Here is a 17,804-nt window from a genome sequence, read left to right as displayed (position 1 = left end):
GGCCCTGACGGGGGCGGCGACCGGACCGCGGAGCGACTCGCCGCTAGGCCGTCGCCGCCACGTCCGCCGGCCAGCGGAGCAGCGCCGCGGCCTTCTGGCCGTCGAGGTCGACCGAGGCCACCTCGAGCACCGTCGCATCGGTGACGAGCGCCGCCCGCGTGAGCGCCTCGGCAGCGGGCACGCGGCCGATCACCCCGGCGGAGGCCGCGTCGTCCTCGGAGCCCGCGACCCACGGCACGTCGTCGAGCGCGACGAGCTCCTCGCCCTCGAGCGCGGCGACGTCGAGCAGCACCGTGTCGGCCTGCGCCTGCCGCAGGGCCTCGCACACCCCGCGGACGCCGCTGCTCGCCGAGCCGTGCGGCTGACCGAGCCGGGTGTGCAGCAGGTCGACGAGCTGCGCGCGGTCGCGCTCGAGCAGCGCCTCGACCTGCTGACCGGTGAACTCCGGCAGGATCGACGGATCCGCGCCGCCCGACCGGGTGTCCTTCGCCAGCTCGACCGCGAGCGACCGGCTGCGCTCCGAGAGCGCCTCGAGCAGCAGCCGGCGCGCCTTGATGTCGCCTGCGACGATCACGAGCCGCGGTCGGTGCTCCAGCACGAGCCGGTCGACCTCCGCCGAGAGCTCGGTCTGCGTCTGCTTCCAGATCTCCTCGACGTGCTCCTGCAGGTTGAGGTGCGCCCAGCCGCCGCCCTTGATCTTGTGCAGCGAGTCGGTGCGGCCCTGCAGGGTGGTGCTCGCCTCGGGGAAGAACGCCCCGGTGCGGCGCACCTGGATGTCGCCGCCGTCGCGCGAGACCTGCACGACGAGGTACGGGAAGTCCTCGACGCCCGACCGCACGAGCGGTGCGATGAGCGGCATCGGCCCCACCGAGACGATCTGCTCGCCCACGGGCGTGCCGGGGATCGCCTCGTCGAGCACGATCTCGCCGTCGCGCACGAGCAGGTACCGGCAGTACGGGCTCGGGAGCCGGCTCGGGTCGGCGAGCCGGAGGAACACGGCCTCCGCCGCCTCGTCCGACGCGCCCGCCTCGATCAGCCGGTCACGGATGGAGCGCCGCCGAGACTCCTGCAGGCCCTCCGGGTTCTCGCGGTCCTGCGAGAGGTCCAGGTAGACGGTGCTCCACGTCCCTCGCTGCCGCACCGTCTCCGTCAGCCGCGCCCGCAGCCCTTCCGCCATGTCGACTCCTCCCTCTCCCGTCCGGATCGAAAGGGCCGGACGGGTCCGTTCAGACCGACGCTAGGCCTGGGAGGCGTGCGCCGTCGAACCCCTGCGCGCATTCGCCGCGGCTTCCCAGAGCATGCGTCGACGCCTGCGTCACGGTGACGGCACCGGGAGCGGCGGGCACGTCGCATCCGCGGTGCGTCCCGCCTTCCGCGCGGGCAGCGCGCCGGACGCGAGGTAGCGGGCGATGGCGCCGTCGACGCAGTCGTTGCCCGACAGCGAGTCGGCGTGCGAGGTGCCGCCCGGCTCGGCGAGCAGCCGCGCCTTGGGGAAGCGCGAGCGCACCTCGAGGCTCCCCCGGTAGGGCGTGGCGGCGTCGAGCGTCTCGTCGATGAGCAGCGCGGCGGGGGCCTTCGACCCGTCGACCCGCACGGGCTGCTTCGCCTTCGCCGGCCAGGTGAGGCAGGGGGCGTTGAACCAGGTGTTCGGCCAGGTCTCGAAGCTCGCGGCGGCGTCGACACGGCTGCTGTCGCGCCGCCAGGTGGCGAAGTCGGCCGGCCACGGGGCGTCGGTGCAGTCGACCGCGAGGTAGACGGCATAGCCGTTGTCGTCGTCGGGACTGTTGATCGAGCGCCAGTCCGCGACGAGCCGCGAGGCGTCGCCCTGCCGCAGCGCCGAGGCGAGGCCGCCGGCGATCTCCTGCCACCACGACTGCTCGTAGCCGGCCTCGAGCACCGTGTCGGCGAGCTCGTCCGGCCCGAGGACGCCGTGGGCCGGGCTGCGGGACAGCCGCCCGGCGAGCGACGCGTAGGCCTGCTCCACCGCGCGGGGGGTCGTCCCGAGGCCGTAGACGGCGTCGTGCTGCGCCACCCAGCGGAAGAACGCCTCCATGGTCGTCTGGAAGGCGGCGTCCTGGTCGAGGTTCGAGCCGTACCAGACGCGGCGCGGGTCGACGTTCGAGTCGAGCACCATGCGGGCGACGTGGGACGGGAACAGCGTCGCGTACACCTGCCCCAGGTACGTGCCGTAGGAGTAGCCGTAGTAGCTCACCTTCGGCGCGCGCAGCGCGAGCCGCAGGAACTCGATGTCGCGGGCGCTGTCGGCCGTGGTCATGTGCTGCAGGATCGGGCCGTTCTTCGCGCAGGACGACGCGTACCTCCTCGCGCGGGCGAGCCAGGTCGACACCGTGCTGTCGGTCGGTGGCGCGTAGCGCGGCCGCGGCCCGTTCGCGTAGTCGGCCTGGCACGTGAGGCGCGGCCGGGAGTCCCCGACGCCCCGAGGGTCGAAGCCGACCCAGTCGTAGCGCTCGCCGACGCCGCCCGGCACGTGGGAGCCGAGGGTCGCGAGCGAGAGCCCGCTCTCCCCCGGGCCGCCCGGGTTCGCGAGCATGACGCCGGCATAGGGCGCGGCGGTGTGCCGCACCCGCGCGATCGCCAGCGTGATCGTCCGACCGCGGGGCCGCGACCAGTCGAGCGGCACCGCGACCGAGGCGCACTGCGCGTCGCGCAGGTCGGCGGCCCGGCAGGCGCGCCAGGACACCGCCTTCGGCGTCGGCCAGGACGACTCGGGTGCGGCGCTCGTCGCTGCCGATGCCGTCGTGGCGGGCGCGAGCGCGCGGCCTGCGGTCACGGCCACCGCGACGCCGATGCCGAGCACGACGACCACCGCGACGGCGATCGCGACCAGGATGCTGCGCCCGCCCATGTCAGAGCCGCTCGTCGGTCGCCGGGTCGGCCTCGCCGCCGAACCAGCGGTCGAGCACGGCGCCGAACACGTCCGCGCCGGGATCCGCGCGGGCGAAGAGCGTCATCGAGCTGCGCAGCTTCTGCGCGTCGATCGCGCCGAGCAGCGCTTCGGCGCTCGACGCCGGCGCCTCGAGCACGACCTGGGCGGTCTCGCGGAGCCGCGGTCCGAGCACCGGGTGCGCGAGGTACGCCTTCGCCTCCGCCAGCGAGCGGATCGCGTAGCGCTGCGCCATCGCGCTGTGCCCGAGACCCGCGATCTGCGGCAGCACGAACCACATCCAGTGGCTCGACTTCCGGCCGGCGCGCAGCTCGGCCAGGGCGCGCCGGTAGACCGTCTCCCCGTCCCGGCCGCCGTCGTCCTGCGCGTGCACGAACCGGTCGAGGTCGCTGTCGCTCATCGCCTCGAGGGTATGGGAGCGAAGCGGCTACGGTCGCTGCAGGAGGGGTCGGTCATGACGACGAGCAGACGCTTCACGGTCACCGGTGAGGTGCAGGGGGTCGGCTTCCGCTGGGCGGCGCAGGGCGAGGCCGAGCGCCTCGGCCTCGTGGGCCGGGTGCGGAACCGCACGGACGGCGCCGTCGAGGTCACCGCGCAGGGCGAGGACGCCGCGATGGCGGAGTTCGCGGGGTGGCTCGAGCGCGGGCCGCGCTGGGCGCGGGTCGCCGACGTCGATGCGGAGCCGATCGACCCGATCGACGCGACCTCCTTCGAGATCACCCGCTGACGTGGACCTCGCCGCCGCGCGCCTGCTGCGCCTCCGTGCGCAGGGGCTCGACGGCGGGACGGCGGACCCCGCGAGCGCGGTGCGGCGGCTGCTCGCCGTGCAGGCGCAGGACGTGGGCTCACCGCTGCTCGCGATCGCGCAGCGGACCCATCCGCGCGCGAGCCGGGCGGAGGTCGAGGCCGCGTTCGCGTCCGGCCGGGTGGTGCGCACCTGGACGATGCGCGGCACGCTGCACGCGATCGCGGTCGAGGACGCGCCCTGGCTCCTCGCGCTGACCGGTGAGCGCACGCTCGCGAGCACCGCCACGATGCGACGACGGGAAGGGGTGACGGACGACGACCTCCGGCGCGCACGGACCGTCGCGGAGTCCCTCGACGACGCGGGCCTGCGCCGGCCGGAGCTGCTGGAGGCCTTTCGGGCCGCCGGCGTCGACCCGGGCGGCAGCCGCGGCTACCACGTGATCCTCGCGCTCGCCGCGCAAGGGGTGCTGCAGGTCGGCGCCCGGGAGGACGGCCAGTACCGGATGCACCGCGGACGGGGGCTCGAGCCGCTCGAGCGCGACGCGGCGCTCGCGCGGCTCGCCATCCGGTACGCGACGGGCCACGGACCGGTCACCGACCGGGACCTCGCGTGGTGGGCGGCGATCCCCGTCACCTGGGCGCGCCGGGCGTTCGCCGCCGCGGGCGACGCGCTCGAGGCGGTCGACGTCGCCGGGACGCCCGCCTGGCAGGTGAAGGGCGCCGAGCCCGCGGCTCCCGGATCCGTGCTCGCGCTGCCGTCGTTCGACGAGCTCGTGATCGGCTACGCCGAGCGCGACGCGGTGCTCGGCGCCCATCCGCTGGCGGCGCTCGTCCCCGACCGCAACGGGCGCCTCCGACCCTTCGTCGCCGTCGACGGCCGGCTCGTGGCCGCCTGGGACGCCCGTGCGGAGCCGCCGAGGGTCTGGCCCCTCGAGGTGCTGCCGGCACCGCTGCTCGAGCGCGCCGAGGTGGCCGCCGCCGACGCGTCCGCCTGGCTCGCCCGCTGACGGAGCGCAGCGCGGCTCAGCGGATCGTCGAGGGCGTCTGCGGCAGGTCACGCGGCAGCGCCGCGCGAAGCCCTTCGACGAGCGGCGTCGTCGGCCGACCGAGCAGCGACGACAGCGTGTGCGTCGCGTGCCCGAACGCGCCGTTCCGGATGTCGCCGTCGAGCGCGACCCGGAACGCGGCCGCCTCCGGGCCGACGTGCTCGATGCCGAGCTCGATCTCCATCTCGTCCGTCGTGCGCGGCGAGTAGACGATCGGCCGGCCGAGCAGCTGGGTGGCCGCCGCGGCGAGGTCGTAGCCGTTCCACGCCCTGTCGCCGGTCAGCTCGAGCACCGCGTCCCGGGCGCCCTGCAGCAGGACGACCGCGGTCCCTTCGGCGAGGTCGCCGATCGTCGCGCTCGCGATGCCGCCCTCGCCCCAGCCGGCGAGGATCTCGCCCCGGGCTGCGGCCTGCAGGATGCTCGACACCTGCTCCTCCGTGTAGAGCGTGTTGCGGAGGAACGTGTGCCGCAGGCCGGAGGCGCGGATCAGCTCCTCCGTCGCCCGGTGACCCGGGGTGAGCACGGTGTCGACCGTGTCGGCGCGGACGATGCTCGTGTAGAGCAGCCAGGGCACGCCGGTCCGCTTCGCGGCCTCGACCACGTTGCCGTGCTGCGCCGTGCGTGCGTCGCCGAGCGCGCTGCTCGAGACGAACAGGACGGCGTCGGCGCCCGCGAAGGCCGGGTCGAGCGAGAGCGGCACGTCGTAGTCCACCCGTGCGGTCTCGACGCCGTGCGCCGCGAGCACGGCGAGGCGCTCGGGGTCCCGGCCCACCGCCCGCACCTGCCCCGCAGGCACGCCGCGCTCGAGGAGTCGCTCGACGACGCGGCGACCGAACCGGCCCGTGGCTCCGGTGACGACGATGGTCATGCGGGTCCTCCCTGCGTCTTCAGGACGTGTCGCGTTCAGGACGTGTCGTGGGCCACGGTATGTGCCTCGGCCGGACGCGTCCTGCGCCTTGCTCGGGCGATGCCTTCCGGACGGCTGGCACCCGCCTCCCCGGCCTCTGGGAACCGCGCCGCCGCCCGCCCCGAGCGCGCAGCATGGCCGCATGGCATTCGAACCGAGGACAGCGATCGTGACCGGCTCCGACTCCGGCATCGGCAAGGCGACGGCGGTGGCCCTCGCCGCGGCGGGCATGGACGTCGGCATCACCTACCTGGACGACGCGGAGCGCGAGGGCGCGGAGGGCACCGCCGCGGAGGTGCGCGCGCACGGGCGCACGGCGGTGGTGCGCCGGCTCGACGTGACCCGCTTCGACGAGGTGCAGCCGGCGATCGACGCGATGGCCGAGGAGCTCGGCGGGCTCGACGTCTTCGTGAACAACGCCGGCACCGGCGACAACGCCCCGCTGCTTGAGATGACGTTCGACCAGTGGCGGCACACGGTCGCGGCGGACCTCGACGGCGCGTTCCTCGGCATCCAGGCGGCGGCGAGGCGGATGGTGGCGGCCGGGAACGGCGGCCGCATCATCGGCATCACGAGCGTGCACGAGCACCAGCCGCGCGTCGGCTCCTCCGCCTACGACGCGGCGAAGCACGGCCTCGGCGGCCTGCTGAAGACGATCGCGCTCGAGCTCGGGCAGCACGGCATCACCGCGAACGCCGTCGCACCGGGTGAGATCGCGACCCCCATGACCGGCATGGAGGACCAGGACCCGCACGAGGTGCACCGCCCCGGCGTCCCGCTCGGCCGCCCGGGCGCCGCGAGCGAGATCGCGGCCGTGGTCGCGTTCCTCGCCTCGCCGGCGGCGAGCTACGTCACCGGCGCCTCGTGGGTGGTCGACGGCGGGATGCTGCAGATGGGTCCGCAGGCCGGCTCGCACCTCACCGCCGACGACTGGCGCGAGGGCTGACGCTCCCCCGCGAGGGTCGCGCGGTGGTTCTGGCGCCGCGCGGTGTGCATGCCTACCGCGTGACGCCACAGCTACCGCGCGAGGCGCGGCGCTACGCGAAGCGGACCGCCGCCTGCAGGCGTGTGCGCACCTCGAAGATCTCGGTGCCGCCGACGGCGCGGCCGCCCGGCAGGCCGTCACGGAGCGCCGTGAGCAGCGTCGAGGCCTGCAGCACCACGAGCTCGGCGCCGCGAGCCGAGCCGAGCGACACCGCGGGGTCCTCGAGCGCGTCGTCGGGCAGCACGAGCAGCAGCCCGGTGAAGCGCACCCGCGCCGCGCGCGCCACGGCCTTGGCCCGCACGGCCAGCTCGTGCATCGGCCGCTCGCCCGCGAGCACGTCGCCGGCGAGCTCGCCGCGGCGCACCCGCACCGGGCCCCCGTAGTCCTCCGACTGGATCGCGAAGAGGCCGGTGGGGCCGAGCACGAGGTGATCGATCTTCGCCTCCGAGTCGCCCGCGGCGACGTCGTGCCAGATCGTGTAGCCGATGCCGAGGTGCGCGAGGCGGCGGGCCGTCGCCTCCTCGGCGAGCGCGTCGGCGAGCAGGTGCCGGATCTCGCGCGGCGCGCGCCGCACGAGCACCGGGTCGTAGGGGTCCGGGATCGCGGCCCCCCGACCCACCCACTCGGTCAGCAGCGCGAGGTAGCGCTCGCGACGCCACCCGCCCGGGTGCCCGTACGCCCGCGCCGTCGGCCGCGAGCGCTCGCGCTCGCCCCGCTGCGGCGCCCAGGTGGGTGCGGTGTCGTCGGGCATCCGGCCCCGGTCGTAGCGGGCACGCGCGTCCGGGCTGCCGATGCGCTCCCACGCCACCTGCACGGCGATGAAGCGCGCCGCGTCGCCGCCGGTGTCCGGATGCGTCTCGCGCAGCAACCGCCGGTAGGCCCGCCGCACGTCCTCGTCGGACGCGGTCGGGAGCACGCCCAGCACCTCGTACGGCGAGGCGGCCATCGGGCTGTCGCTCAACGCGGTGCCTCCTTCCGCTCGTGCTGCAGGGCACGCCGACGCTAGCGGCTGGGCGGCCACGGGCGGCGCCGCGGAAGCAGCCCTTCAATGATCGGAAGGAAGCGTTCGGGGTCTTCCCACGGGCCTCCGGCGTACGGTGCCGAACGGCTCCGCGGGCCGCGTCGAGACCCGCCGGCAGCCGCGAGGGAGGCGTCGTGACGAACGGGTTCTGGGGCGGAGCCGCGGCTCCCGGCGAGTGGGGAGCGACCGACACGGCGATCCCGGGACTCGAGGTCGTGCACGAGTTCGAGGACGGCCCGATGCCGACCGGGGTCACGGTCTCGGCGTCCGGCCGCATCTTCGTGAACTTCCCGAAGTGGGGCGACGAGGTGCCGGCGACGGTCGCGGAGCTGCGCGACGGGCAGGTGGTGCCGTACCCCGACGAGCGCTGGAACAGCCCGGCGGGCGACGACGACGAGCACGCCCTCGTCTCGGTGCAGAGCGTCGTCGTCGATCCGGCCGATCGGCTGTGGATCCTCGACACCGGCAGCCCCCTGTTCCAGGAGACGAAGCCGGGCGGCCCGAAGCTCGTCTGCGTCGACCTCCGGGACGACGAGGTGGTGCAGATCATCACCTTCCCGCCGGACGTCGCGCTGCCGACCACCTACCTGAACGACGTCCGCTTCGACCTGCGCAAGGGCAAGGCCGGCGTCGCGTTCATCACCGACTCGGCCGAGTCGGGCCCGAACGGCATCATCGTCGTCGATCTCGCCTCGGGCGACTCGTGGCGCCGGCTGCACGACCACCCGTCGACCAAGGCCGCGGCCCCGCCCGAGCTCGTCGCCCGCGCCGAGGGGCGCGTGCTGCTCGAGCGGGATCCGGGCGGCGGCACGAAGCCGATCTCGATGGGCTCCGACGGCATCGCGATCTCGGCCGACGGCGAGCGGCTCTGGTACTGCCCGCTCATGTCCAGGCGCCGGTACAGCGTCGCCACGACCGCGCTCCTCGACCGCGACGCCGAGGAGGTCGACGTCGCTCACCGCGTGCGGGACGAGGGCGACAAGGGCGGGGGCGCCGACGGGCTCGAGTCCGACGACGCGGGGCGCATCTACGCGACGGACTGGGAGCACGACGCGATCGTGCGGCGGCTGCCCGACGGCACGATCGAGACGATCGCGCACGATCCGCGGATGCTCTGGCCGGACACGATGTCGGTCGCCGCCGACGGGCACCTCTACTTCACCGCCAACCAGCTGCACCGGCAGGCGCGGTACCAGGGCGGCGACGACCTCCGCCGCTGCCCGTACCGCCTCTTCCGGCTCCCGATCGACGCCGGTCCCGTCCGGCTCGCCTGACCGATGGTCGCGACCGTCTACCTCGCCTCGGCCGAGGGCAGCACCGGCAAGTCCGCGATCGCCCTCGGCCTGCTCGAGGCGCTCGCCCGGCGGCTCGGGCGCGTCGGCGTCTTCCGGCCCGTCAGCCGCTCGGCGGACGGCGACTACGTGCTCGACCTGCTGCTCGAGCACACGACCGCGGACCTGCCCGCGGCGGCGGCCGTCGGCACCACCTACGAGGCCGTGCACCACGACCCGGAGGCGGCGCTCGGCACGATCGTCGAGCGGTTCCGGGCCGTCGCCGAGGGGTGCGACGCGGTGCTCGTGCTCGGCAGCGACTACACCGACGTCGGCACGCCCACGGAGCTCAGCTTCAACGCCCGCGTCGCCGCGAACCTCGGCGCGGCGGTCGTGCTCGTGCTCTCGGGCCGCGCCGCCGGCGGTTCCCGGGCCCGGACGCCGGGCGAGGTCGCGCAGGTGACCGAGATCGCGCTCGGCGAGTTCCGCGGCCAGCACGCCGAGCTCGCCGGCGTGGTCGTGAACCGCGCCGACCCGCAGCGCCTCGCGGAGGTCGCGGCGGCCGTCTCGGCGCTGCTGCCGGAGGGCACCCCGGTGTCCACGGTGCCGGAGAGCCCGCAGCTCGTCGCGCCGACCCTCGCGACGGTGCTCGACGCGGCCGGCGCCGAGGCCGTCGCGGGCGATCCGGCGCTGCTCGAGCGCAACGTGAACGGCATCGTCGTCGCGGCGATGACGCTCGAGAACCTGCTCCCCCGCCTCGTGCCCGGTGCCCTCGTCGTCATGCCGGGCGACCGCGCCGACACGTTGGTCGGGGTGCTGCTCGCGCACGCCTCCGCCACCTTCCCGTCGATCACGGGCGTCCTGCTCACCGGCGGCCTCGACCTCACGCCGAACGTGCGGCGACTCGTCGACGGCCTCGGGCTCACCCTGCCGCTCGCCCGCACCGGGCTCGGCACGTTCGAGACCGTGACCGCGGTGTCCGGGGCGCGGGGCCGGCTCGCCGCGGAGAGCCCGCAGAAGGCGGCCGAGGCCGTCGCGCTCTTCGAGCAGCACGTCGACGTCGACCGGCTGCTCGCAGCGCTCGACCTGCACGTGCCGAACGTCGTGACGCCGCTCATGTTCGAGTACGGGCTGCTCGCGCGGGCCCGGTCGCGGCGGATGCGCATCGTGCTGCCCGAGGGCGACGACGACCGCGTGCTCGAGGCCGCGGGCATCGTGCTCTCGCGGGGCATCGCCGACCTCACGATCCTCGGCCAGGAGGTCGCCGTGCGCGCCCGCGCGATCGGCCTCGGCGTCGACCTCGGCCACGCCGCCGTCGTGAACCCCTTCGACGAGCCGCTCCGCAAGCGGTTCGCGGAGGTGTACGCGCGGGAGCGCGCGCACCGCGGCGTCTCGCTCGAGCTGGCGCGCGACACCGTCACCGACGTGTCCTACTTCGGCACCCTGCTCGTGCACGAGGGCCTCGCCGACGGCATGGTGTCCGGTGCGCGGCACACCACCGCGCACACGATCCGGCCCGCCTTCGAGCTGATCCGCACGGCGCCCGGCGTCTCGGTCGTGTCGAGCGTGTTCCTCATGGCGCTCGCCGACCGGGTGCTCGTCTACGGCGACTGCGCCGTGCTGCCCGACCCGACGAGCGACCAGCTCGCCGACGTCGCCATCTCCGCCGCCGCGACCGCCGAGCGCTTCGGCATCGACCCGCGGGTGGCGATGCTCTCGTACTCGACGGGCACGTCGGGCAGCGGCGCCGACGTCGAGAAGGTGCGCGCCGCGACCGCGCTCGTGCGCGAACGGGCGCCCGAGCTGCTCGTCGAGGGCCCGATCCAGTACGACGCCGCCGCCGATCCCGACGTCGCGCGCACGAAGATGCCGGGCTCCCCCGTCGCCGGCCGGGCGACGGTCTTCGTGTTCCCCGATCTCAACACGGGCAACAACACGTACAAGGCGGTGCAGCGCTCGTCGAACGCGCTCGCGATCGGCCCCGTCCTGCAGGGCCTCAACAAACCGATCAACGACCTCTCGAGAGGGGCGCTCGTGCGCGACATCGTGAACACGATCGCGATCACCGCGATCCAGGCGCAGGGCGCCCCGGACCCGGTGCCCGCGCGGGCGGAGGCGCTGCGATGACCGCGGTCTTCGTGCTGAACGCCGGCTCGTCGAGCCTCAAGTACCAGCTCGTCGACCCCGGCACCGGCGCGGTGCACACCTCCGGCACGATCGAGCGCATCGGTGAGCCCGGCAGCGGCGTCCCCGACCACGAGGCCGCCGTGCGGTCCGCGCTCGACCGGATCGAGCGCGGTCCACGGCCCGATGCCTGCGGGCACCGCGTCGTGCACGGCGGTGACCGCTTCGACGGCCCCGCCGTCATCGACGACGGCGTCGAGCAGGCCATCGAGGAGCTCTCCGCGCTGGCGCCGCTGCACAACCCCGCGAACCTGCAGGGCATCCGCGCCGCCCGCGCCGTGCTGCCGGACGTGCCGCACGTCGCCGTGTTCGACACCGCGTTCCACCGCACGATCCCGGCGGCCGCGGCCACCTACGCGATCGACGCCGACCTCGCCGAGCGGTACCGGGTGCGGCGCTACGGCTTCCACGGCACCTCGCACCGCTTCGTGTCGCGGGCTGCGGCCGAGTTCCTCCGGATCCCGCTCGAGCGCTCCAGGATCATCGTGCTGCACCTCGGCAACGGCGCCTCCGCCTGCGCCGTCGAAGGCGGCCGCTCGATCGAGACCTCGATGGGCATGACGCCCCTCGAGGGGCTCGTCATGGGCACCCGCTCCGGCGACCTCGACCCCGCCGCGCTCTTCCACCTGCACCGGCAGGCGGGCCTCGGGTTCGAGGAGCTCGAGACCATGCTGAACCGCGACAGCGGGCTGAAGGGCCTCACCGGCTCCGGCGACATGCGCGACGTGCAGGCGGCCGCCGCGGAGGGCGACGAGCGGGCCGAGGCGGCGCTCGCCGTGTACCGGCACCGCATCCGGCGCTACATCGGCGCCTACCTCGCGCACCTCGGCGGCCTCGACGCGCTCGTCTTCACCGCCGGGGTCGGTGAGAACAACTCGCTGCTGCGCCGACGCACCCTCGCCGGCCTCGAGCACCTCGGGCTCGTGGTCGACCCGGACCGCAACGAGGTGTCCTCGAAGGAGGCCCGCCGCATCTCCCCCGACGGGGCGCCGGTCGCCGTGCTGGTGGTGCCGACCAACGAGGAGCTCGAGATCGCCCGGCAGACGACCGAGGCCACCGCGGTGTGACGCCCCTCTACTGGGGCGGCCGCTGTCCACAGGCCTGACGGCGTCCCCGACGGCCGGGCAATACCATGCAGCGGTGCTCCTGAACCCCCTGCACCGGGCCGGACCCTCATGACCGCGGCCATCGCCCTGGTCGTGCTCGTCATCGCGCTGGCGCTCGTCTTCGACTTCACCAACGGCTTCCACGACACCGCGAACGCCATGGCGACGCCGATCGCGACCGGTGCCATGCGGCCGCGCGTCGCCGTCGCCGTCGCCGCGGTGCTGAACCTCATCGGTGCGTTCCTGTCGACCACGGTGGCCCAGACCATCTCCGGCGGCCTCATCAAGGAGGGCCAGACGGTCCAGGTCGGACCGGAGCTCGTCTTCGCGGGACTCATCGGCGCGATCGTGTGGAACATCACGACGTGGTACTTCGGCCTGCCCTCGTCGTCGAGCCACGCGCTCTTCGGCGGCCTCATCGGCGCCTCGCTCGTCGGCGCCGGCTTCGGCGCGATCGACTACGGCGTGCTGCTCGGCAAGATCATCATCCCGGCCGTGCTCGCGCCGCTCACCGCGGCCATCGTCGCGATCCTCGCCACCCGCATCGCCTACGCGATCACCCGCCGCAACGACGGGCGCCGCGACGGGCGCGGCGTCTTCCGCGTCGGGCAGCTCTTCTCGTCATCGCTCGTCGCGCTCGCCCACGGCACGAACGACGCGCAGAAGACCATGGGCGTCATCACGCTCGTGCTCATCACGGCCGGCCTGCAGAAGCCCGGCACGGCACCGCAGCTCTGGGTGATCGCGGCCTGCGCCCTCGCCATCGCGGTCGGCACCTACACCGGCGGCTGGCGCATCATCAAGACGGTCGGCACCGGCCTCACCGCGGTGCGCCCCGCGCAGGGCTTCGCGGCCGAGGTGAGCACCGCCTCGACCATCCTCGCCTCGAGCCACCTCGGCTTCGCGCTCTCGACGACGCACGTCGCGTCCGGATCCGTGGTCGGCTCCGGCATCGGCCGCCGACGCTCGAAGGTCCAGTGGGGCACGGTGCGCCGCATCGTCGCGGGCTGGGTCGTCACCCTGCCCGCCGCCGCGATCGTCGGCGCCGTCGCCGCGCTGCTCGTGAAGCTCGGCCCGACCGGCATCGTCATCGACGCCGTCCTCGGCGTCGGCTTCATGGTCGCGGTGTTCCTCCGGGCCCGGCCGAACCGGGTCGACGCGAACAGCCTCGAGCGCGAGGTCAACGCGGCGGGCGCCGCCGTCGTGCGGGTGCGCAAGACCAAGCAGAAGCGGGGTGCGACGGCATGACCATCGACTGGCTGGCCTTCGTGGTCGTGTTCGTGTCGTCGATCGTCGCCGCGTGCGTCGTCGTGGCGCTCTTCGCCACCGCCATCCGACTGTTCGCCACGCCGCCGGTCGGCGCGGCGGCCGCCGGCGCGGCCCGCGACGAGGAGATGGACGACGTCGAGGGCCCGACCCGCCCCGCCGCGGCCACCGCGGGCGGCGTCGTGTTCTTCGTGCTCTCGGCGCTCGTCGTGCTCTTCGGCATCTACCTGATCATCCCGGCCCTGCACCACTAGCGGTCCCGACGGCAGTCGCGTCCCGGGAGGCGGTGGGTCAGACCGCCACCGGGGCGCCCTGCACGATGCGGCTGTCGCCGCCCGGCTGCACCTCGACCGCGAGCTTGGCGGGGATGCGCTCCTGCATCGACTCGACGTGGCTGATGAGGCCGATGGTGCGGCCGCCCGCCCGGAGGTCGTCGAGCGCCGTCATCGCGACGTCGAGCGTCTCGCCGTCGAGCGAGCCGAAGCCCTCGTCGACGAAGAGCGTGTCGAGCGAGACGCCGCCGGATTCGGCGGACACCACCTCGGCGAGCCCGAGCGCGAGGGCGAGCGAGGCGAGGAACATCTCGCCGCCCGACAGCGAGACGGCCTGCCGCACCTGCCCGGTGTGCGCGTCGCGCACCCCGATGCCGAGCCCGGTCTCGACGTTGCGGTGCTGCCGCTCGTCGTCGAGGTCGAGGCTGTAGCGGCCCGAGGTCATGCGCTGCAGCCGCAGGTTCGCGGCCGCGAGGATCTGCTCGAGCTGCGCCGCGAGCACGTACGTCTCGAGCCGCATGCGGCGCGTGTTCGGCTCGTCGCCGTGCACCGTCGCCGCGAGGTCGCGGATCGCCCGGTACTGCTGCTGCTGCGCCTCGGTGCGGGCGAGCAGGGCGACCGCCCGTCTCGCCGTCGCGGCCACGTCGTCGGCGATGCCGCGCAGCCGCCCCGACTCCGCCGAGGCCGCCTCGAGCGCCGCGCGGGCCCGTTCGCCGGCGAGCAGCGCCGGCTCGGGATCGACCGCGTCGTCCGGCGCGGCGGCGACCTCGGGCTCGGCGAGCACGGCCTGCGCGGCGGCGCGCTCGTCGTCCGCCGCGCGGATGCGGGCGCCGGCGAGCGCCTTGGCGCCGTCGTCGAGCGCGGCCTCCCGCGCCGAGCCGGCATCGGGGAAGCCGGCCGCGGCGAGGCGTGCGGCGCGCTCGGCGGTGGCGCGCTCGGCCGCGCCCCGCGTCGAGACGAGCGCGCGCTCGGCGGTCTCGAGCCGGCGCAGGCGGGCGAGCGCGTCGCGGACGAGGACGACCCGGTCGGCGACCGACGCGGCCTCGCCGCGCGCGTCGTCGATCGCAGCAGCGTCGGCGGCGACCTCGGCCCGAGCGGCGGCGCACTCGGCCTCGGCCCGGGCGAGCGTCGCTCGGGCCGCATCGAGGTCGTCGCGGCCGCGCTCGGCCTCGGTCTCGAGGCCGAGCACCTGGGCGTCGAGGCGGTCGCGCTCGGCGGCGGCGGCACCGGCGGCCTCGAGCCGGGCGTTCGCCGCGGCGAGGACATCCGCGAGGTCGGCGACCGCGCCGCCGTTGGAGGCCGACCGGGCCGCGGCGAGCTCGCGCTCGGCCCCCCGCACGAGCTCACCCGCCTGCTCGAGCGCGCGAGCCGCCCGTGTCGCGGCGTGCCGGGCCTGCTCGACATCGGCCGGCAGCACCGGCGGGACGCCGGTCGTCGCAGGGGCTGGATGCTCGGCGGATCCGCACACCGGGCAGGGCTGCTCGGGCACGAGGGCAGCGGCGAGCTCGAACGCCTGCCCCTGCACGCGCCTCGCGAGGAGGTGCTCGACCGACCGCGTCGCCCGGGTGCTCTCGGCGGCCGCCGCGGCCTCGGCGCGCTCCGCCTCGCTGAGTCTCGCGGCGAGACCCTCGGCCCGCCGGGCGGCGCCGAGCGCCCGCTCGGCATCGGCGACCGCGCCGCGGGCGGCGGGCTCGTCGGCCGCGGCGTCGGCGGCGACCCGGGCGGCCGCGCGGGCCGCGACGAGGCGAGCCGGCAGATCGGCGAGCGCCTGCTCGCGCTGCGTGACCGTCGCCGCCGCCTGCAGCACGCGGCCTTCGGCGTCGGCGCAGCGCCTCCGCAGGTCGGGCAGCCGTCGCTCGAGCTCGGCGGGGTGCTCGAGGGCGCCGAGGAGCGTGAGCAGGTCGTCGGGGTCGTCGCGCTTCGGTACCGCCGCGGCGGCCGCCGTGTGCTCCTCCTCCGCCGCGCGCAGCTCGCGCTCCGCCAGCTCGGCTGCAGCGAGCGCGGGCTCGACCGTCGCGGCGCGTGCCGCGGCCTGCAGGCGCTCGCGGAGGGCGTCGACCGCAGGCCGCGCCTCGTCGAGGCGGCGGAGCTGCTGCTGCGCGTCGTCGCGGCGGCGCTGCACGCCCTGCAGCCGGAGAACCTCTGCCGCCGCGGCCGCGGCGGCGCGCTCGGCCTCGCGGGCGCGGTCGACCTCGCGGGCGGCCGTCGTCGCGGCGGCGGCCGCGCCGTCGACCGCGCCCCGGAACCAGCCGGCCGTCGGCTCGGCTGGCGCGTCGAGACCCGTGGCCGCGGCCACGCCTCCGGCCTGCAGCGCCACCTCGCGGGCCGCGTCGGCCACCTGCTGCCCGAGCTCGCGGCGCCGCTCGAGCAGGTCGAGCTCGAGGCGCTCGAAGCGGTCGGTGCCGAACAGGGTGCGCAGGAGCGCACGCCGCCGGTCGGTGGGCGCGAGCAGGAACTCCTGGAAGCGTCCTTGCGCGAGCAGGATCACCTGCAGGAACTGGTCGCTGCGGATCGGCAGGATCGCGGCGAGCTCGATGCCGACGTCGCGCGGCTTCGTGGCGATCGGCCGCCAGCCGTCCCCGTCGCGCACCGCGAGCGACGCCTCGGGCTCGGCCGTCGTCGTGCCGCGGCCCGTGCGCTTCGCCCGCTCGTACCGCGGCGTGCGGCGGATGCGGTACTCGGCGTCGCCGAGCACGAGCTCGAGCACCACCTCGCTTCCGTCCTCCGGCAGGCAGTGCTGGCTGCGCACCTGCTTGTCGCGGCCGTCGTACCGGGGCACCTCGCCGTAGAGGGCGAAGCAGATCGCGTCGAGGATGCTCGACTTGCCCGCCCCGGTGCGCCCCGTGATCAGGAAGATGCCGTCGTCGTCGAAGCGGCGGAAGTCGACCTGCTGCGGCTCGCGGTACGGGCCGAACCCGGCGAGCTCGAGCCGCGTGATCCTCACGCGGCTCCCTCGCCGGCCGCGAGCAGGTCGGTGACGAGCCGCTGCTCGAACTCGCTCGGCCCCTCACCGCCTCGCATGAGCGCGAGGAAGTCGGCGACGATCTCGGTGTCGGTGCGGCCGCGCACCCGCTCGGCGTAGGTGGCGGTGCCGCCGTCGTCGACCTGCTCGGGGCGCCACTCGAAGGCGACGCAGTGCGGGAAGCGGCGCTGGAGCAGCCGCATGCCGTCGGTGGGCCGGACCCGGTCGGTGACGACGGCCTTCACCCAGCAGTCGGCGGCCGCGTCGAGAGCGGGATCGCCGAGGAGCCGCTCGAGCGGCCCCTCGAGCACCCGGAGCGCCCGCGGCACGGGCAGCTCGAGCCAGTCGACCGACCGCACCCCGTCGGCGCCGAGATCGATGACCCAGCCGCCGCGCGGCTTGCCCGCCTCGCCGAACGAGTAGTGCAGCAGCGCCCCGGAGTAGCGCACCGTGTCGCTGAGCACCGCGCGGCCGTGGATGTGCCCGAGCGCCACGTAGTCGACGCCGTCGAAGACGGACGCGGGCACGAGGTCGAGGCCGCCGCGGCTGATGTCGCGCTCGACGTCGCCCGCGGGCACGCCCGCGGCGAAGCAGTGCGCGAGCACGACGCTGCGACCGCCGCGAGCCGCCGCGTCGGCGCGCACCCGGTCCATCGCGAAGCGGAGCGCGTCCTCGTGGCTCGCGAGTCGCCGGTCGGGGTGCTCGTGCTTCAGCAGCGACGGCTCGAGGTAGGGCACGCCGTAGACGAGCACCTCGCCGTCGTCGTCACCGAGCACGACCGGCTCGTCGAGCCGCTGCCAGCGGGTGCGGAGGTGGATGCCGGCAGCGCCGAGCCACTCGGCGTGGAGCCCCAGCCGGGTGACCGAGTCGTGGTTGCCGCTCGTGAGCACGACCTGGGCGCCCGCGTGCCGGACGCCCTGCAGCGCCGACTGGAACAGCTCGATCGCCGCCGTCGAGGGGGCAGCCGAGTCGAACACGTCGCCGGCGACGAGCACCACGTCGATCGACTGCTCGCGCACCGCGGTCACGAGCGCACCGAGCACCGCGCCGAGGTGCTCGAGGGTGCTGTGCGTGTGGAAGGTGCGGCCGATGTGCCAGTCGGAGGTGTGCAGCAGGCGCATGCGGGGAACGC

At 75.3% G+C, this 17,804-nt stretch carries 15 protein-coding genes; 8 read left to right on the top strand and 7 right to left on the bottom strand.

Annotated features, from left to right (window positions below):
• Positions 1 to 43: 43 nt before the first annotated feature.
• The 3 genes from QDR37_RS11760 to QDR37_RS11750 form a co-directional block, all read right to left on the bottom strand.
• The gene (locus QDR37_RS11760; protein WP_279713963.1) at positions 44 to 1,177 is read right to left on the bottom strand and encodes a Vms1/Ankzf1 family peptidyl-tRNA hydrolase; all 1,134 of its coding nucleotides are present in this window, start codon (positions 1,175 to 1,177) and stop codon (positions 44 to 46) included.
• Between the two features lie 138 nt (positions 1,178 to 1,315).
• Entirely contained in the window at positions 1,316 to 2,866 is a 1,551-nt protein-coding gene (locus tag QDR37_RS11755) for an alpha/beta hydrolase (protein ID WP_279713962.1), read from the bottom strand.
• Between the two features lies 1 nt (position 2,867).
• Entirely contained in the window at positions 2,868 to 3,305 is a 438-nt protein-coding gene (locus tag QDR37_RS11750) for a DUF1810 domain-containing protein (RefSeq protein WP_279713961.1), read from the bottom strand.
• 54 nt (positions 3,306 to 3,359) lie between these two features.
• Here QDR37_RS11750 and QDR37_RS11745 point away from each other — a divergent pair, with 54 nt between their 5' ends.
• Both QDR37_RS11745 and QDR37_RS11740 read left to right on the top strand, forming a co-directional pair.
• Positions 3,360 to 3,632 (top strand): acylphosphatase, encoded by a 273-nt coding sequence (locus QDR37_RS11745; protein WP_279713960.1) that lies wholly within the window; start codon positions 3,360 to 3,362, stop codon positions 3,630 to 3,632.
• 1 nt (position 3,633) lies between these two features.
• Positions 3,634 to 4,659 (top strand): winged helix DNA-binding domain-containing protein, encoded by a 1,026-nt coding sequence (locus tag QDR37_RS11740; protein WP_279713959.1) that lies wholly within the window; start codon positions 3,634 to 3,636, stop codon positions 4,657 to 4,659.
• Between the two features lie 16 nt (positions 4,660 to 4,675).
• On the opposite strand, the gene QDR37_RS11735 is transcribed toward QDR37_RS11740, so the two are convergent.
• Positions 4,676 to 5,566, bottom strand: a complete 891-nt coding sequence (locus tag QDR37_RS11735) for an NAD(P)H-binding protein (RefSeq protein ID WP_279713958.1) — start codon at positions 5,564 to 5,566, stop codon at positions 4,676 to 4,678.
• 181 nt (positions 5,567 to 5,747) lie between these two features.
• On the opposite strand from QDR37_RS11735, the gene QDR37_RS11730 reads away from it, so the two are divergent.
• Positions 5,748 to 6,551, top strand: coding sequence for an SDR family oxidoreductase (locus QDR37_RS11730; protein ID WP_279713957.1), 804 nt, complete (start codon positions 5,748 to 5,750; stop codon positions 6,549 to 6,551).
• A gap of 91 nt (positions 6,552 to 6,642) precedes the next feature.
• Here the strand turns inward: QDR37_RS11730 and QDR37_RS11725 are convergent, their stop codons facing one another.
• Complete coding sequence (locus QDR37_RS11725) at positions 6,643 to 7,551, bottom strand: DnaJ domain-containing protein (protein ID WP_279713956.1); 909 nt, start codon at positions 7,549 to 7,551, stop codon at positions 6,643 to 6,645.
• A gap of 194 nt (positions 7,552 to 7,745) precedes the next feature.
• Between QDR37_RS11725 and QDR37_RS11720 the strand changes: the two genes are divergently transcribed.
• The 5 genes from QDR37_RS11720 to QDR37_RS11700 all read left to right on the top strand — a co-directional run bounded on the left by QDR37_RS11720 (position 7,746) and on the right by QDR37_RS11700 (position 13,692).
• Entirely contained in the window at positions 7,746 to 8,885 is a 1,140-nt protein-coding gene (locus QDR37_RS11720) for an L-dopachrome tautomerase-related protein (RefSeq protein ID WP_279713955.1), read from the top strand.
• Positions 8,886 to 8,888: 3 nt separating this feature from the next.
• Positions 8,889 to 11,009, top strand: coding sequence for a phosphate acetyltransferase (gene pta, locus QDR37_RS11715; protein ID WP_279713954.1), 2,121 nt, complete (start codon positions 8,889 to 8,891; stop codon positions 11,007 to 11,009).
• Positions 11,006 to 12,133, top strand: a complete 1,128-nt coding sequence (locus QDR37_RS11710; protein ID WP_279713953.1) for an acetate kinase — start codon at positions 11,006 to 11,008, stop codon at positions 12,131 to 12,133. Before pta ends, QDR37_RS11710 begins: the two co-directional genes overlap by 4 nt.
• A gap of 108 nt (positions 12,134 to 12,241) precedes the next feature.
• Entirely contained in the window at positions 12,242 to 13,420 is a 1,179-nt protein-coding gene (locus tag QDR37_RS11705; protein ID WP_279713952.1) for an inorganic phosphate transporter, read from the top strand.
• The gene (locus QDR37_RS11700; RefSeq protein ID WP_279713951.1) at positions 13,417 to 13,692 is read left to right on the top strand and encodes a hypothetical protein; all 276 of its coding nucleotides are present in this window, start codon (positions 13,417 to 13,419) and stop codon (positions 13,690 to 13,692) included. The genes QDR37_RS11705 and QDR37_RS11700 overlap by 4 nt, the downstream gene beginning before the upstream one ends.
• Positions 13,693 to 13,729: 37 nt before the next feature.
• Here QDR37_RS11700 and QDR37_RS11695 read toward each other — a convergent pair whose 3' ends face one another.
• Both QDR37_RS11695 and QDR37_RS11690 read right to left on the bottom strand, forming a co-directional pair.
• Positions 13,730 to 16,654: an SMC family ATPase gene (locus QDR37_RS11695; protein ID WP_279713950.1), complete on the bottom strand. Its 2,925-nt coding sequence runs from the start codon at positions 16,652 to 16,654 to the stop codon at positions 13,730 to 13,732.
• Positions 16,651 to 17,793, bottom strand: a complete 1,143-nt coding sequence (locus QDR37_RS11690; protein ID WP_279713949.1) for an exonuclease SbcCD subunit D — start codon at positions 17,791 to 17,793, stop codon at positions 16,651 to 16,653. Before QDR37_RS11690 ends, QDR37_RS11695 begins: the two co-directional genes overlap by 4 nt.
• Between the last annotated feature and the right edge of the window lie 11 nt (positions 17,794 to 17,804).

This window comes from Amnibacterium sp. CER49, from assembly GCF_029846255.1.
GTDB lineage: Bacteria > Actinomycetota > Actinomycetes > Actinomycetales > Microbacteriaceae > Amnibacterium.
The sequence above is the reverse complement of the archived record's forward strand: the minus strand, read 5'-3'. Positions and strand labels throughout refer to the sequence as shown.